Raw genomic sequence first — 14,660 nt, 5'->3', positions numbered from 1 at the left:
TCGAGCCGCGCTCGACTGGGCCTTGTCGGTAGCCCGCAGTCGAGCATGGCTCGACTCTATCCTCGGCAGCTCCGCTATCATCGACCCATGAAGTCTGCTGCCCATCACCTCCCATGAGCGCGCCCGGTCCGCGCCCGATCCGGCCGTTGCCGGAGATCCTCATCAACCAGATCGCCGCTGGCGAAGTGGTCGAACGGCCCGCGTCGGTGGTCAAGGAACTGGTCGAGAACGCGATCGATGCCGGCGCCAACCGTGTCGACATCGATCTGGAAGAGGGCGGTGTGCGCCTGATCCGCATCCGTGACAATGGCAGCGGCATCGCACCGGAGCAGCTGCCGCTGGCGGTATCGCGCCACGCCACCAGCAAGATCGCCGACCTGGACGATCTGGAATCGGTGGCAACGCTGGGGTTCCGCGGTGAAGCGCTGCCTTCGATCGCCTCGGTCAGCCGCTTCACCCTGGCCTCGCGCCGCGCGCATGACGAGCACGGTTCGGCGTTGCAGATCGAAGGCGGCAAGATCGGCGAGGTGACCCCGCGCGCGCACGCGCCGGGCACCACGGTGGAAGTGCGCGAGCTGTTCTACAACGTGCCGGCGCGGCGCAAGTTCCTGCGCGCCGAGCGCACCGAACTGGGCCATATCGAAGAGTGGCTGCGTTCGCTGGCGCTGGCACGGCCGGATGTCGAGCTGCGCGTGTCGCACAACGGCAAGGCCTCGCGTCGTTACAAGCCGGGCGATCTGTATTCCGATACACGCCTTGCCGAAACGCTGGGCGAGGATTTCGCCAACCAGGCCGTGCGCGTGGACCACAGCGGTGCCGGACTGCGCCTGCATGGCTGGATCGCGCAGCCGCATTATTCGCGCGCGAGCGCCGACCAGCAGTACCTGTACGTCAACGGTCGCTCGGTGCGTGACCGCAGCGTCGCCCACGCAGTGAAGATGGCCTACGGCGATGTGCTGTACCACGGCCGCCAGCCGGCCTATGTGCTGTTCCTGGAACTGGATCCGACCCGCGTCGACGTCAACGTGCACCCTGCCAAGCACGAAGTGCGCTTCCGTGATTCGCGGCTGGTCCATGATTTCGTCTACCGCACGCTGAAGGATGCGCTGGCCGATACCCGCGCCGGCATGTCGGCGCAGGAGATCGGTGCCGGTGCTGCGCAGCCGGTGGATGCCACGGCCATGCCGATGGCATCGAGCGCAGGCGCGTCGGGATTCGGGCTGGTGCGTGGGCCCGCGCCGGGTGCCGGCTCGGGAGGTGGTGGTGGCGGATTCTCCGGATGGCGCCCGCAGCAGCCGCTGGGCCTGCAGGTGGCCGATGCACCGGCTGCCTATGCCGCGCTGTATGCCGCACCGGCCGGCGCCGAGCGCGGTGCTGCGCTGCCGCCGATGCCGACCGAGAACGGACTGCCGGTCACCAGTGCCGACGCAGGCGTGCCGCCGCTGGGCTATGCGATCGCGCAGCTGCATGGCATCTACATCCTGGCCGAGAACGCCGAAGGCCTGATCGTGGTCGACATGCATGCGGCCCACGAACGCATCGGCTACGAGCGCCTGAAGAACGCGCACGATGGCATCGGCCTGCAGTCGCAGCCGTTGCTGGTGCCGATCACGCTGGCAGTGGGCGAGCGCGAGGCCGACACCGCCGAGAGCGAAGCTGAAACCCTGGCGGCGCTCGGCTTCGAGGTGACCCGTGCCGGCCCCGGTTCGCTGCACGTGCGCAGTATTCCGGCATTGTTGGCGCATGCCGAACCGGAAGGGCTGCTGCGCGACGTGCTGACCGACCTGCGCGAGCATGGCCAGAGCCGCCGCGTGGCCAGTGCACGCGACGAACTGCTGTCGACCATGGCCTGCCACGGCGCGGTGCGTGCCAACCGGCGCTTGACCCTGCCGGAAATGAACGCGCTGCTGCGCGACATGGAAATCACCGAACGGTCCGGCCAGTGCAACCACGGCCGACCGACCTGGGCCCGTTTTTCGCTGGCGGAGATCGACCGCTGGTTCCTGCGCGGACGTTGAGGGGAGCATCGATGCGTTATCGGGGAATGGCGGGCCTGCTGGCCGCCGTGGTGTTGGCCGCCTGCAGCCCGGCAACACCGCCGGTGCCGACGGCCGCTGAAGATCCGGCCTACGCGGCCGCGCAGCAGCAATGGCGTGTAGCGCGCTACCAGGACCTGACCCGGCCCGATGGCTGGACGGCGCTGGTGGGCCTGCACTGGCTGCAGAACAAATCGCATTTCGTTGGCAGCGGCGCTACCAACGGCATCCGCCTGACGGTTGGCCCGGACAAGCTGGGCCTGCTGCGTCGCGAAGGGACGCAGTGGTGGTTCACGCCTGAAGCCGGTGTCGATGTCAGTCATGATGGCCTGCCGGTGCGCGGCCGCATCCGCGTTGACACAGACAAGGACGCGCAACCGACGCTGCTGGCCTTCGATGGCGGCAAGGGCCAGCTCAGCATCATCCGCCGGGGGCCGCGGGACGCGTTGCGGGTCAAGCATGCCGATGCGCCTGCGCGGCGTGACTTCGCCGGCCTGCAGTACTGGCCGGGCGGCGTGGACTGGCAGGTGCAGGCGCGCTTCATCGCGCACCCGCCGGGCAAGACCCTGCCGATCGTCGACATCACCGGCCTGACCACCGAGATGCCCAATGCCGGCGCGGTCGAGTTCGAACGCGATGGCCGCAGCTGGCGGCTGGAAGCGATCGGTGCGCCCGGGCAGCCGCTGTTCCTGATCTTCGCCGACCGCACCAGCGGCCGCGGCAGCTATCCGGCCGGTCGCTACCTGGATACCGATGCGCCCGCCGCAGACGGCACCGTGCGCATCGATTTCAACCATGCCTACAACCCGCCGTGCGCGTTCACCGCCTACGCCACCTGTCCGCTGGCGCCACCGGAAAACCGGCTGGACCTGCGCGTGGAAGCGGGCGAGAAGGCGTACCACCTGCCTGAAGGAGAAGGCTGACCATGCCGATCAAACACCTGTTCCGTGCCGCGCTGCTGATGGCGGCGTTCGCGATGGCACCCTTGGCCACTGGCCGCGATGCGCCGGGCACCACGGCTGCGGCCGCGACCGCCGCGGCGGCCAAGCCGCCCGTACCGCTGTTGTGGAAAGTCACCGGCCCGGGCGATGCACGCGTCTACCTGCTGGGGTCGTTCCACCTGCTGAAGCCGCAGGACTACCCGCTGTCGCCCGATGTCGAGCAGGCGTTCGAGGCCTCGCAGCGGGTGGTGTTCGAGCTGTCGCCGGAAGACATGCAGTCGCCGCAGCTGGCCAGCCGCATGGTGCAGGCCGCGACCCGCACCGATGGCAGCGAGCTGAAGCGTGATCTGGATGCGCCGACCTGGCAGAAGCTGCAGGCCTTTGCTGCCCAGAACCAGCTGCCGCTGGCGCAGATGCAGGGCATGAAGGCCTGGTTTGTCGGCCTGAGCATTTCGGTCGGGCAGATGCAGAAACTGGGCCTGGACCCGGCGCTGGGCCTGGACCGCCACTTCATGGAGCGTGCGCAGAAGACCGGCCGCAAGACGGCGGGCCTGGAGGACATCGATACCCAGATCGGCATGCTTGACGGGATGACGGTGCAGGAGCAGCGGCAGATGCTGGCCGAAGCGCTGGACCAGGCCGGCAAGGCCGATGAGCAGGCGCGGCTGCTGCATGATGCATGGCGTCGCGGCGACGAGCGCCTGCTGTGGACCAAGATGGCGGCGGAGATGCGCCAGCAGTATCCGCAGCTGTACCAGCGCATCAACACCGGGCGCAACGATGCCTGGGTGCCGAAGCTGCAGCCGTACCTGCAGGCCGGGCAGGGCGGTACGCTGGTGGTGGTCGGCACGCTGCACCTGCTGGGCAGTGATGGCGTGGTCGAGAAGCTGAAGGCCAAGGGCTACAAGGTCGAGCGCGTGTGCACGGGGTGCAAGGCGAAACGCTGACGCATCGTTGGCGCGATGCCAAACAGAACGGCGCGCCAGGGGCGCGCCGTTTTCGTATCAGCCGTAGCTGCCGTTCAGCGGCGGGTCTTGCCGCCGGTGCCGGTGCCCGGTTCGCCGGGCTTGTTGCCGGTGCCGGTTCCCGTTCCGGTACCGCCGGGGCGCGGGCCACCGAAACCGCTGCCCATGCTGCGCTGGAATTCCTGCCACAACTCCAGGTTGCGCTCGGTCAGCTGGTTCATCATCGCCCACGGGGTCTGGCCCAGCAGGTTGCCCATCTGCTGGCGGAACTGCTGCTGCTGGTCGAGGAAGACCTGCATGCTGCGCTCCAGATAGTTGCCCATGAAGCCCTGCAGGGAATCGCCGTAGAAGCGGATCAGCTGGCTCAGCAGCTGGGTGGACAGCATCGGTTCGCCGTCCTGTTCCTGGTCGGCGATGATCTGCAGCAGGACCGATCGAGTGAGGTCGTCGCCGCTCTTGGCGTCGCGGACTTCGAAGTCTTCACCATCCAGGATCAGCTGGCGCACGTCCTCGATGGTGATGTAGCTGGAGATCTCGGTGTCGTAGAGACGGCGGTTCGGATACTTCTTGATGATGCGGGTCGCAGCCATGAAGCGGTACTCGTCACAGTAGACGCGCAGCATGGCGCAGTGCAGCAGCGGTTGCAACCGCCCCAGCCCCCGCCAGGCTTGGCTTTCAGGGGCGATCATGTTGCGCAACAAGGGTTTGCGTGCTGCGCAGCATGACCATCGGCAGGGGCCGCCGGTGCATGCCGCGGCGCCCCCTGCGCGGCTCACCAGCCCATGTGGTGTCCGCCGTTGATGTCCAGGTTGCTGCCGGTGATCCACGAGGCTTCCTCGGCCACCAGGAAGGACACGCCATAGGCGATTTCTTCCGGCTTGCCGAGGCGTCCGGTCGGGATGTCGGCGATGATCTTGGCGCGCACGTCCTCCGGAACCGCCATCACCATGTCGGTGGCGACGTAGCCGGGCGAAATGGTGTTGACAGTGATGCCGAAGCCGGCGTTCTCGCGGGCCAGCGAGATGGTGAAGCCGTGCATGCCGGCCTTGGCCGCAGCGTAGTTGGCCTGGCCGTACTGGCCCTTCAGGCCGTTGATCGAGCTGATCTGGATGACCCGGCCCCAGCCGCGGCGGCGCATGCCCTCGATGACCGGCCGGGTGACGTTGAACACCGAGTTGAGATTGGTGTTGATCACATCGTGCCACTGGTCCGCGCGCATGCGGTGGAAGGTGGTGTCACGGGTGATGCCGGCGTTGTTGACCAGGATCTCGACCGGGCCCAGCTCGGCCTCGACGGCGCGCACGAGTGCTTCGGCGCTGTCCGGATCGGAGACATCGCCCGGGAAGATCGCCACGTGGTAGCCGCGCTCGGTCATCGCCTGCTGCCAGGCGCGGGCCTTGGCCTCGTCGCGGTAGTTGGTGGCGACCCGGTGGCCCTGGTCGGCCAGGCGTTGGCAGATGGCGGTACCGATGCCGCCGGTTCCGCCGGTGACCAGTGCGACGCGAGATGTCATGGAGTGCTGTCCGGGTATCAGGTGGGGGAAGGGGGATTCTGCAACATCGGCGCGGAAAGTGCGCCGGCCGGCAACAGGATGTCGGTCCGCGGCAGCCGCGCCGGGTCGAACGCCCGTTGCGCAGCCTCCAGCAGCGCATCCCGGTCATCGGCGCCGTCCAGTGCGGCAGGCGCCTGGCCCAGCAGCTGCCAGAGCGCGCGCAATACCGGCACCGGCCGCGTGCTGTCCACCGGCAGCGACGCCAGCGACTTGGACAGTTTGTGCCCCGGTGCATCGAGCAGCAGCGGCAGGTGCCAGTAGCGTGGCACGGCCAGGCCCAGCGCCTGCTGCAGCAGGATCTGCCGCGCGGTGGAATCGAGCAGGTCGGCGCCGCGCACCACTTCGGTCACGTCCTGTTCGGCGTCATCGACCACCACGGCCAACTGGTAGGCCCAGCAGCCATCTGCACGGCGCAGCACGAAGTCGCCAACCTCGGCATGCACGTCCTGTCGCTGCGGGCCGCGCAGGCCATCATCGAAGTGCACGACGCTGCCGCGTGGCACGCGGAAGCGGACGGCAGGGTCCGGTCGTGGCTGTCGCGCAACGCAGCGGTGGTGGATGCCGCCGCTGGCGGCCAGTTCGCTGCGGCTGCAGTGGCAGACAAAGGCCAGATCGCTGGCCAGCAGCACATCGAGCGCGGCCTGGTAGGCCTCCCCGCGCGCGCTCTGCCACAGGACCGGGCCGTCATGGGTGAGGCCGAAGGCGGCCAGCGCCTGCAGTTGTGCCTCCGCGGCGCCAGGCACCGTGCGCGGCGGATCGACGTCTTCAATGCGCAGCCGCCACAGGCAGCCGTGATGGCGGGCGAGCAGCCAGCTGCCGAAGGCGGCAAGCAGGGATCCGGGGTGGAGCAGGCCGGTCGGCGAGGGCGCGAAGCGGCCGCAGGAAATGGGGGAGGTCATGCTGGCTGAATCGTCGGTCAGGTTGGCGCTTGAATTCAAGCTGACCACACCGCAAATTGACTGGTATCGACCCCTTCCGAGCCGGATTTTCCCATGTTTACCCGCATTGCCCTGTTCCTGGCGACCAACTTCGCGGTCCTGATCCTCGCCAGCATCGTGATGTCGTTGCTGGGGGTCAATCCGAGCCAGATGAGTGGCCTGCTGGTCATGGCCGCGATCTTCGGCTTCGGTGGCTCCTTCATCTCGCTGCTGCTGTCCAAGTGGATGGCCAAGCGCTCCACCGGTGCGGTGGTGATCACCGAGCCGCGCAACCAGACTGAGCGCTGGCTGCTGGCCACCGTCGAGCGGCAGGCCAAGGCGGCCGGCATCGGCATGCCCGAGGTGGCGGTCTATGACGGCCCGGAGATCAATGCCTTCGCCACCGGTGCCAACCGCAACAACGCGCTGGTGGCGGTGTCCACCGGCCTGCTGCACAACATGAGTGAAGACGAGGCCGAAGCGGTGCTGGGCCACGAGATCGCCCACGTCGCCAACGGTGACATGATCACCATGGCACTGCTGCAGGGCGTGTTGAACACCTTCGTGATCGTGCTGGCCCGCGTGGTCGGCGGCATCATCGACAGCGCGCTGTCGGGCAACCGCGAAGGCGGCGGCCGCGGCTTCGCCTACTACATCATCGTGTTCGTGCTGGAGATGGTGTTCGGCCTGTTCGCCACGATGATCTCGATGTGGTTCTCGCGCCATCGCGAGTTCCGTGCCGATGCGGGTGGTGCCTCGCTGGCGGGCCGCCAGAAGATGATCGCCGCGCTGGAGCGCCTGCAGCTCAACCACGGCCAGAGCACGCTGCCGACCCAGATTGCCGCCTTCGGCATTTCCGGTTCGACGGCCAAGAAGCTGTTCATGAGCCATCCGCCGCTGGAAGAGCGCATCGCCGCGCTGCGGGCGTCGACGGCGGCGTAAGCCACCGCTCCACGGTAGTGCAGGAACGCCTGGCCCCGCGCCGGGCGTTTTTGTTTGCGCGATGCATTGCTGATGCCGGATCGTGCCCGGCGGATCGTTTCCGCGCCTGCGGGGAGGTGTCACTTTCTTTGCTCGTGCAAAGAAAGTAACCAAAGAAACACGCCGCCGGGGCGCGAGCCGACGTGCTGCGCACGCCGGTACCCTGCGCTCCTCGGCCCGTCGAGGGACGGTGCGGGAACTCGCTGCGCTCAGACACCCGCACCTCTTCGCCCTCGCCGGACCTGCGGTGCTCTGCTCGCTCAAGGCGGACCCAAGGTCAAATGCCACAGCTGCACCCAGTACATCTTCGCGACGCGTGGATGCTGTTGTTCTTGATCTTGACCTTCCAGTCCGCCTTGAGCGAGCCGAGCATCGCAGGGGAATCAGGGGCGAAGAGGCGCCGGTGTCTGAGCGCAGCGAGTTCCCGCACCGTCCCTCGACGGGCCGAGAAGCGCAGGGAACCGTCGCGTAGCGACGGCTCGCGGCCGGCGGAGCGTTTCTTTGGTTACTTTCTTTGCGCGCAAAGAAAGTGACACCCCTCCGCGGTCGCGGAAACGACTCTCCGTGCGCACAAACGAAAACGGCACCCTCGCAGGTGCCGTCTCCATGAACCGCATTACGCGAAACCTCAGAACTTCGCGTCGAACTCCGCCGCATAGCCGGTGTTGACCAGCACCTTCTGCAGCGACTCGGCCACCTTCAGGTTGCCGGCCACGATCTGGTGGGTCTCCGGGCCACGGTTGTCCATGCGGCCCAGGGTCGCGCCCTTGAAGTCGCAGACCTTGCCACCCGCCTCGCGGACCAGCAGCAGGCCGGCGGCGATGTCCCACGCCTTCACGCCGGCTTCGAAGTAGGCGTCGGCGCGGCCGCAGGCCACGTAGGCCAGGTCCAGTGCGGCCGAGCCGGTGCGGCGGATGTCCTCGCCGTGCACCAGCAGGGCGTCAACCGCCTTCAGCTGGGCGCTGGCACGGCTGCGCTCGCGCGGCGCGAAGCCGGTGTGGATCATCGTGCCTTCCAGGTCCTTGCGATCGGCCACGCGGATGCGGCGGTCGTTCAGCACGGCGCCAGCGCCACGGCTTGCGGTGAACAGTTCATTGCGCAGCGGGTCGAAGATGACCGCATCGGTCGGTTCGCCATTCTCGACCAGAGCGATCGACACGCAGTAGTGCGGCACGCCGCGCAGGTAATTGCTGGTGCCGTCCAGCGGGTCGATGACCCACATCTGGCGGCGCTCGCCCTGCACGCCACCTTCTTCGCCGAAGATGCCGTAGTCCGGGTAAGCGCGCTTGAGTTCCTTGACGATGACCTTTTCCGCGTCCGCATCCACTTCGCTGGCGTAGTCCATCCGGCCCTTCTGCACCACGTTCAGTGCCTCGAGCTTGTTGATGTTGCGCAACAGGACGTTGCCGGCGAGGCGGGCGGCCTTGACCATGACGGTGACGGCGGGTTTCTGCATGGCGTGGGCTCCCGGAAAGGCAGAAGAGATGGACTGGCGGGGGAAAAGAGCGGGTCCGGCGCAGTGGCCGGCCGCACAGTTTACCATTGGTCATCGTCCAGCTCGACCTTTTCCCTGTTCATGTCCCAGTTTCCCGCCGCCACCCGCCTCCGATTCGTCCTGGTCGGTACCCAGCACCCCGGCAACATGGGCGCTGCCGCCCGTGCCCTGAAGACCATGGGCCTGGCCCGCCTGGTGCTGGTCGCCCCCGAAAAACCGCTGGACGAGGAGGCTTTCCGCCGCTCGGCCGGTGCCGAAGACGTGCTGGGGGACGCCCCGGTGGTGGCCACCCTGGCCGAGGCCGTGGCCGATTGCCGACTGGTGCTGGGCTGCACCGCCCGTGCCCGCCGCGTCCAGCTGGAGGAGTACCTGCCGGCCGATGCCGCCGCCCGTGCGGTGGCCAAGGCGGGCGAGGGCGCCGAGGTGGCGCTGGTGTTCGGTCGCGAGCGCACCGGGCTGACCAACGAGGAACTGCAGCTCTGCCATGCGGCGGTGCATATTCCATCCGACCCGGCGTTCAGCTCGCTCAACCTGGCAGCCGCGGTGCAGGTGCTGGCCTATGAAACGCGCATGCAGCTGCTGGGCGCGCAGCCGGCCGCCGACGCCGAGCCGGGTTTCCGCGAACAGGCCGCCAGCCATGAGCAGATGGAGAGCTTCTTCGCCCAGCTCGGCGACACCTTGGACGAGATCGATTTCCACAAGGGCCGCGCACCGGAATCAGCGATGCGCAAGCTGCGCCGCCTGTTCCTGCGCAGCGAGCCGAGCGAGCAGGAAGTGCGCCTGTTGCGCGGCATCCTGGCCGACACCCAGCGCATGGCGCGACTGGCACAAGCGGGCAACAAGGACAGCTGACGACGTTCTCATTTTTTCGGGTAGTCTGTCCGGATACCCAGGGGGGATGAAGCCTGTGTCGGGTCTGCGAAGGGCAGTGCAGAGGGGACTGCTGAGCCTGGTCATGATCCTGCTGGCCGGGACGGTGCATGCAGCACCGGACCCGGTGCTGGTGCTGGGCCGGATCAGCGATGATCCCAAGGCCCATTACGAGCAGCTGCAGCCGTTGCTGGACTATGTGGTGGCACGCATGCATGACGTCGGCATCAAGGAGGGGCGGATCCTGATGGCGCGCGACCCGCAGCAGATGGCCAGCTATCTGCGGCGGGGGCGGGTCGACTGGGTCACGGAAACGTCGGGTACGGCGGTGGCACTCGGCCAGCGCAGTGGCGCGCGGCCGTTGTTGCTGACCGAGCGCAATGGCGTGCGTGAGTACCAGACCGTGTTCTTCGTGCGCCGCGACAGTCCGGTCCAGCGCATCCAGGATATGCGTGGGCATCGCCTGGCGTTGCAGAACACGGCGTCCACCAGTGCCTACCTGGTGCCGGTGATGACGCTGCTGCAGGAGGGGCTCGCGCCGCAGATCCTGGCCGGCGTGTGGGACATGCCGGGCCGGGACAGTGTGGGGTATGTGTTCGCGCGCAGCGAGTTGAACATCGCTACGTTCGTGCACAAGGGCGTGGTTGACGTGGGGGCGGTGAGCAGCGTGGACTGGAACGACGAGCGACGGATGCCGGCGGCATTCCGGCGCGACTTCCGCGAGCTGCTGCGCACCAGGCCCTACCCGCGGGCGGTGGAGATGGTGCGCGCCGACCTCGACCCGCGGGTGCGTGACCGGCTGCAGGACGTCCTGCTGCAGGCGGCCAGTGACCCGCAGGCGCAGGGGGCGTTGCATCGGTTTTTCGGTACTTCCGGTTTCCACCGCGTCGATGCGCATGCGCAGCAGCGGCTGGATGAATTGAAACAAGGATTGACGCGCGTGCGGATGGAAGTGGAATGAAGTGGCTCGGCTCGGGAATGCAGGCCCGGTTCCTGCTCGCGATGGGCGGGGCGATGGTCGTGGTGGTGGCGATCCTGGCAGTGTTGCTGGGGCGGCAGGCGGCGATGCAGGGCGAGGTGCGCAACCTCAGTGGTGGCGTCATCCATGAACTGTTCGACCGCAGCGTGCGCAGCCGCGGCGAAGCGATGGCGCGCGAGCTGTCCGACGCGCTGGCCAACCCGTTGTACTACCGCGACCTGGACCAGGTCGGTGCGCTGGTGCGCAGCACCGCACGGCAGCCGGTCGTGCGCTATGTGCTGGTGTTCGACGACCGTGGCCGGCTGGTGCATGACGGCTCGATCGAGGTGTCCGGCTTCGGCCAGCCGATGGCCGACCCGCTCGCTCCCAAGGCCGCGGTGGCGCAGGCGCTGGTGGTGCAGGAATCGCCCAAGGTGCTCGACAACACCATGCCGATCATGGTCGGCAACCAGCGCATCGGCGGCGTCCGCGTCGGCATGGCGCTGGACGAGGTGCAGCAGCGCGAACAGGCAGCCAATGCCACGCTCGGCGAGCGCCTGCAGCAGGTCGGCAGCCGCCACCTGGGCTGGCTGCTGCTGATGCTGGGCCTGCTGGTGGTGATCGGCGTGGCGGTGATCCTGTACGTGCAGCGCACCCTGGTGGCGCCGATCCGGGACCTGGCCGCTGCGGCACGCCGCATCGAGGCTGGCGACTACCAGGCGCCGCTGGCCGAGAACACCCGCAATGACGAGGTCGGCGAGCTGGTGCGCGGCTTTGCCCGGATGCGCGATTCCATCGCCCGCCATGACCGCGAGGTGCGGCGCATGGCCTATACCGATGCGCTGACCGGGTTGACCAACCGGCTGGCGTTCCGGGAAGCACTGGACCATCGCCTGATGGCGGCGCGCGCATCCAATCATCGGCTGGGCCTGCTGTTCGCCGATATCGACGACTTCAAGCGCGTCAACGATACCCTTGGCCATGAGGCCGGTGACGAAGCGCTGTTGCAGTTCGCACAGCGCATCGGGCGCGCGGTCGCCGAAGCGGGAGGCGATGAGGCGCTGCTGGCCCGCTTCGGCGGCGACGAGTTCGTGATCCTGGTCGGCGATGGCGACGTGGCCGCGAACGCCCGGCTGCTGGCCGAGGTGCTGGTGCGCGAACTGGGCAAGCCGCTGGTGGTACAGGGCAGGGAGCTGTTCCTGGGGACCTCGATCGGCGTGACCCTGTTCCCGGACGATGCCGCCGATGCGACCACGCTGCTGAAGAACGGCGACATCGCCATGTACCAGGCGAAGATGGCCGGCAAGAACTGCTACCGCCATTACAGCCGGGCGATGGACCATGCGGTCGAGCGCCGCGTGCACATGGAGCAGGAGCTGCGCGGGGCCTGGGAGCGCGGCGAGCTGCGCCTGGCCTACCAGCCGATCTTCCGCATGCGCGACCGGCGCATGGTCGGCGTCGAAGTGCTGCTGCGCTGGCAGCATCCGACCCTGGGCACGATTCCGCCGTCGGTGTTCATCGAAGTGGCCGAGCAGAGTGGACTGATCGAGATCATCGGCCCGAAGGTGCTGCGTGCGGCCTGCATGGAAGCCTCGCAGTGGCCACGGGGGGCGGGCGGCGACGATCTGTTCGTGTCGGTGAACGTATCACCGCGGCAGCTGCGCGGCGGCGAGCTGCCGGCGCTGGTTGCACAGTGCCTGCATGAGTCCGGGCTACCGGCCTCGCGCCTGCACCTGGAGCTGACCGAAACCGCAGTGATCGGCGACGAGATGGTTGCCGCGCAGCTGCTGGACAAGCTGCACCGCACCGGCGTGAAGGTCTGGCTGGATGATTTCGGAACGGGCTTCTCCGGTCTCAGCCACCTGCGCCAGGTGCCGGTGGACGGCGTGAAGATCGACAAGAGTTTCGTGGCCGACATGCAGCGCGATCCCGACGATCTGGCACTGACCACGGCCATCATCGCCATGGCCCACGCACTGGGCATCACGGTGGTGGCCGAGGGCATCGAGCAGCAGGCGCAGTTCGAACTGCTGGTGCAGCGCGGCTGCGATCTTGGCCAGGGCTACTGGCTGAGCCACCCGGTGACCGCCACCGAAGTGGTGCGGATGATCGAATCGGGTCTCTGACCGACGGTTGTTGTGTCGGGGTCAGATCCCTTTTCCGCAGGAAAAGGGATCTGACCCCCTGCGGAATTACACCGGGCGCTTGCTCGGGTCGCCGGGCAGTTCGCGCACCAGCTTGGGGATCAGGTAGCCGGACAGGCGTGCGGTCAGGCTGGCAATCAGCGCCTTGGCCTGGCTGTCGTCCACTTCGAAGTGGGCCACGCCCTCGACCCGGTCCAGCTGGTGCAGGTAATAGGGCAGCACGCCGGCGGCGAAGCTGCGCTCGCTCAGGTCCTGCAGGGCCCGCACGCTGTCGTTGACCCCGCGCAGCAGGACGGCTTGGTTCAGCAGCTGGGCACCCAGGCCGCGCAGGCGGGCCATCGCCGCGTCCACGCTGGCGTCGAACTCATTGGCATGGTTGGCGTGGACCACGATCGCCAGCGGCCACGGCAGGCTGCCCAGCCAGGCCAGCAGCTCCTCGTCCACGCGCTCCGGCAGCACGATCGGCAGCCGGGTGTGGATGCGCAGGCGGCGGATGTGCGGGATCGCGCGCAGCGCATCGGTCAGCTCGGCCAGCTTGTGCGTGGCCAGTGACAGCGGGTCGCCGCCGGACAGGATGACCTCGTCGATGTCCGGGTCGGCCGCGATGGCCGCTACGGCCTCCTGCCAGCCGCCCTTGGCGGCGTTTTCCGCGGCATAGTCGAAGTGGCGGCGGAAGCAGTAGCGGCAGTTGATCGCGCAGCTGCCGGTGGCGACCAGCAGGGCGCGTCCACGGTACTTCTGGATGACGCCGGTGGCCTTCCTGGCGGCACCATCACCCACCGCATCGAAACTGAACCCGGGTGCCGGGCGCATTTCCTCGTCGACGGGCAGCACCTGGCGCAGCAGCGGGTCGGCCGCGTCGCCCACGCGCATGCGCGCCACGAAGCCCTCCGGCACGCGCAGCGCGAACTGGGCAATGGCCGCCTCCGAGACACCCAGCGCGGCCGGGTCCAGCTGCAGGCGGGCCAGCAGGACGTGCGGGTCGCGCAGCGCCTGGCGCCAGAGCTGCTGCCAACGCGCGGGCGCGCCTGGCGACTGGGGCCGGGGGAAGGCGGAAAGCTGCATGGAGAGGGGGCCTGCGGTTATCATGGGGGCAGAAAAACAGTCGCCCACCGGCACCCGGTGGGCTTTCCATTCTAACGGCTCGCCGCACCCGCGGCGTTTTTGCCACTCAGGAGTTTACGCATGGCCAGCTACGGCATGAACGACGTCAAGAACGGGATGAAGATCCTGGTCAACAACCAACCGGCCGTCATCATCGACACCGAATACGTCAAGCCGGGCAAGGGCCAGGCCTTCACCCGCGTGAAGTACCGCCTGATCAAGGACGGCCGTACCCAGGAAGTGACCATGAAGTCGACCGACTCGCTGGATGCAGCCGACGTCGTCGATACCGACATGAACTTCATGTACAGCGACGGTGAGTACTGGCACTTCATGGACCCGGAATCCTTCGAGCAGGTCCAGGCCACCAAGGCCGGCATGGGCGGCGCCGAAAAGTGGCTGAAGGGCGAAGAGTCCTGCGTGGTCACCCTGTGGAACGGTGAGCCGATCTTCGTGCAGCCGCCGAACTTCGTCGAACTGAAGATCACCGAAACCGATCCGGGCGTCCGTGGCGACACCTCGGGCGGCGGCGGCAAGCCGGCCACCCTGGAAACCGGCGCCGTGGTCCGCGTGCCGCTGTTCGTCAACCAGGACGAAGTGATCCGCGTCGACACCCGTTCGGGCGAATACTCCGCACGCGTCAAGTAAGGTTCCGGCCATAGGCCGACCTTGCGGTAGTGCCGGCCGCTGGCCGGGT

At 67.8% G+C, this 14,660-nt stretch carries 13 protein-coding genes; 8 read left to right on the top strand and 5 right to left on the bottom strand.

The genetic code is table 11. The features are described 5' to 3' along the window. Positions 1-113: 113 nt before the first annotated feature. From mutL to QP609_RS14305, 3 genes are read left to right on the top strand one after another with little or no spacing between them, the layout of a single operon-like run. Positions 114-2,018, top strand: a complete 1,905-nt coding sequence (gene mutL / locus QP609_RS14315; RefSeq protein WP_197621792.1) for a DNA mismatch repair endonuclease MutL — start codon at positions 114-116, stop codon at positions 2,016-2,018. Positions 2,019-2,029: 11 nt separating this feature from the next. Beyond that, entirely contained in the window at positions 2,030-2,959 is a 930-nt protein-coding gene (locus QP609_RS14310) for a DUF1684 domain-containing protein (RefSeq protein ID WP_014647811.1), read from the top strand. Positions 2,960-2,961: 2 nt separating this feature from the next. After that, the gene (locus QP609_RS14305; RefSeq protein WP_197621791.1) at positions 2,962-3,924 is read left to right on the top strand and encodes a TraB/GumN family protein; all 963 of its coding nucleotides are present in this window, start codon (positions 2,962-2,964) and stop codon (positions 3,922-3,924) included. A 74-nt stretch (positions 3,925-3,998) separates the two neighbouring features. Here QP609_RS14305 and phaR read toward each other — a convergent pair whose 3' ends face one another. From phaR to gluQRS, 3 genes are all read right to left on the bottom strand, one after another. Further along, positions 3,999-4,532 (bottom strand): polyhydroxyalkanoate synthesis repressor PhaR, encoded by a 534-nt coding sequence (gene phaR / locus QP609_RS14300; RefSeq protein ID WP_041864232.1) that lies wholly within the window; start codon positions 4,530-4,532, stop codon positions 3,999-4,001. A gap of 182 nt (positions 4,533-4,714) precedes the next feature. Beyond that, complete coding sequence (locus QP609_RS14295; RefSeq protein ID WP_014647808.1) at positions 4,715-5,455, bottom strand: beta-ketoacyl-ACP reductase; 741 nt, start codon at positions 5,453-5,455, stop codon at positions 4,715-4,717. A gap of 17 nt (positions 5,456-5,472) precedes the next feature. Next, positions 5,473-6,393: a tRNA glutamyl-Q(34) synthetase GluQRS gene (gene gluQRS / locus QP609_RS14290; protein ID WP_197621823.1), complete on the bottom strand. Its 921-nt coding sequence runs from the start codon at positions 6,391-6,393 to the stop codon at positions 5,473-5,475. A gap of 93 nt (positions 6,394-6,486) precedes the next feature. Here gluQRS and htpX point away from each other — a divergent pair, with 93 nt between their 5' ends. Further along, positions 6,487-7,353 carry a protease HtpX gene (gene htpX, locus QP609_RS14285; protein ID WP_014647806.1) on the top strand — a complete coding sequence of 289 codons (867 nt, stop codon included), beginning with the start codon at positions 6,487-6,489 and terminating at the stop codon, positions 7,351-7,353. A 667-nt stretch (positions 7,354-8,020) separates the two neighbouring features. Here htpX and QP609_RS14280 read toward each other — a convergent pair. Next, positions 8,021-8,848, bottom strand: coding sequence for an inositol monophosphatase family protein (locus QP609_RS14280; protein ID WP_005417749.1), 828 nt, complete (start codon positions 8,846-8,848; stop codon positions 8,021-8,023). 120 nt (positions 8,849-8,968) lie between these two features. Between QP609_RS14280 and QP609_RS14275 the strand changes: the two genes are divergently transcribed. From QP609_RS14275 to QP609_RS14265, 3 genes are all read left to right on the top strand, one after another. Next, positions 8,969-9,739 (top strand): RNA methyltransferase, encoded by a 771-nt coding sequence (locus QP609_RS14275; protein WP_032956141.1) that lies wholly within the window; start codon positions 8,969-8,971, stop codon positions 9,737-9,739. Between the two features lie 103 nt (positions 9,740-9,842). Next, positions 9,843-10,718: a phosphate/phosphite/phosphonate ABC transporter substrate-binding protein gene (locus tag QP609_RS14270; protein ID WP_227864238.1), complete on the top strand. Its 876-nt coding sequence runs from the start codon at positions 9,843-9,845 to the stop codon at positions 10,716-10,718. Then, positions 10,715-12,841: an EAL domain-containing protein gene (locus QP609_RS14265; protein ID WP_014647803.1), complete on the top strand. Its 2,127-nt coding sequence runs from the start codon at positions 10,715-10,717 to the stop codon at positions 12,839-12,841. Before QP609_RS14270 ends, QP609_RS14265 begins: the two co-directional genes overlap by 4 nt. Before the next feature lie 66 nt (positions 12,842-12,907). Here QP609_RS14265 and epmB read toward each other — a convergent pair whose 3' ends face one another. Further along, positions 12,908-13,948: an EF-P beta-lysylation protein EpmB gene (gene epmB / locus QP609_RS14260; protein WP_289213799.1), complete on the bottom strand. Its 1,041-nt coding sequence runs from the start codon at positions 13,946-13,948 to the stop codon at positions 12,908-12,910. Positions 13,949-14,044: 96 nt separating this feature from the next. Here epmB and efp point away from each other — a divergent pair, with 96 nt between their 5' ends. Beyond that, complete coding sequence (gene efp, locus QP609_RS14255) at positions 14,045-14,611, top strand: elongation factor P (protein WP_005410381.1); 567 nt, start codon at positions 14,045-14,047, stop codon at positions 14,609-14,611. The last annotated feature ends 49 nt before the right edge of the window (positions 14,612-14,660 follow it).

The organism is Stenotrophomonas sp. 8(2023) (assembly GCF_030345295.1).
Classification (GTDB): Bacteria; Pseudomonadota; Gammaproteobacteria; order Xanthomonadales; family Xanthomonadaceae; genus Stenotrophomonas; species Stenotrophomonas muris.
The sequence above is the reverse complement of the archived record's forward strand: the minus strand, read 5'-3'. Positions and strand labels throughout refer to the sequence as shown.

Bases quoted from the DNA above. Each gene is read 5' to 3' on its own strand.
- mutL (WP_197621792.1), top strand. From the start codon at position 114: ATGAGCGCGCCCGGTCCGCGCCCGATCCGGCCGTTGCCGGAGATCCTC.
- QP609_RS14310 (WP_014647811.1), top strand. From the start codon at position 2,030: ATGCGTTATCGGGGAATGGCGGGCCTGCTGGCCGCCGTGGTGTTGGCC.
- QP609_RS14305 (WP_197621791.1), top strand. From the start codon at position 2,962: ATGCCGATCAAACACCTGTTCCGTGCCGCGCTGCTGATGGCGGCGTTC.
- phaR (WP_041864232.1), bottom strand. From the start codon at position 4,532: ATGGCTGCGACCCGCATCATCAAGAAGTATCCGAACCGCCGTCTCTAC.
- QP609_RS14295 (WP_014647808.1), bottom strand. From the start codon at position 5,455: ATGACATCTCGCGTCGCACTGGTCACCGGCGGAACCGGCGGCATCGGT.
- gluQRS (WP_197621823.1), bottom strand. From the start codon at position 6,393: ATGACCTCCCCCATTTCCTGCGGCCGCTTCGCGCCCTCGCCGACCGGC.
- htpX (WP_014647806.1), top strand. From the start codon at position 6,487: ATGTTTACCCGCATTGCCCTGTTCCTGGCGACCAACTTCGCGGTCCTG.
- QP609_RS14280 (WP_005417749.1), bottom strand. From the start codon at position 8,848: ATGCAGAAACCCGCCGTCACCGTCATGGTCAAGGCCGCCCGCCTCGCC.
- QP609_RS14275 (WP_032956141.1), top strand. From the start codon at position 8,969: ATGTCCCAGTTTCCCGCCGCCACCCGCCTCCGATTCGTCCTGGTCGGT.
- QP609_RS14270 (WP_227864238.1), top strand. From the start codon at position 9,843: ATGATCCTGCTGGCCGGGACGGTGCATGCAGCACCGGACCCGGTGCTG.
- QP609_RS14265 (WP_014647803.1), top strand. From the start codon at position 10,715: ATGAAGTGGCTCGGCTCGGGAATGCAGGCCCGGTTCCTGCTCGCGATG.
- epmB (WP_289213799.1), bottom strand. From the start codon at position 13,948: ATGATAACCGCAGGCCCCCTCTCCATGCAGCTTTCCGCCTTCCCCCGG.
- efp (WP_005410381.1), top strand. From the start codon at position 14,045: ATGGCCAGCTACGGCATGAACGACGTCAAGAACGGGATGAAGATCCTG.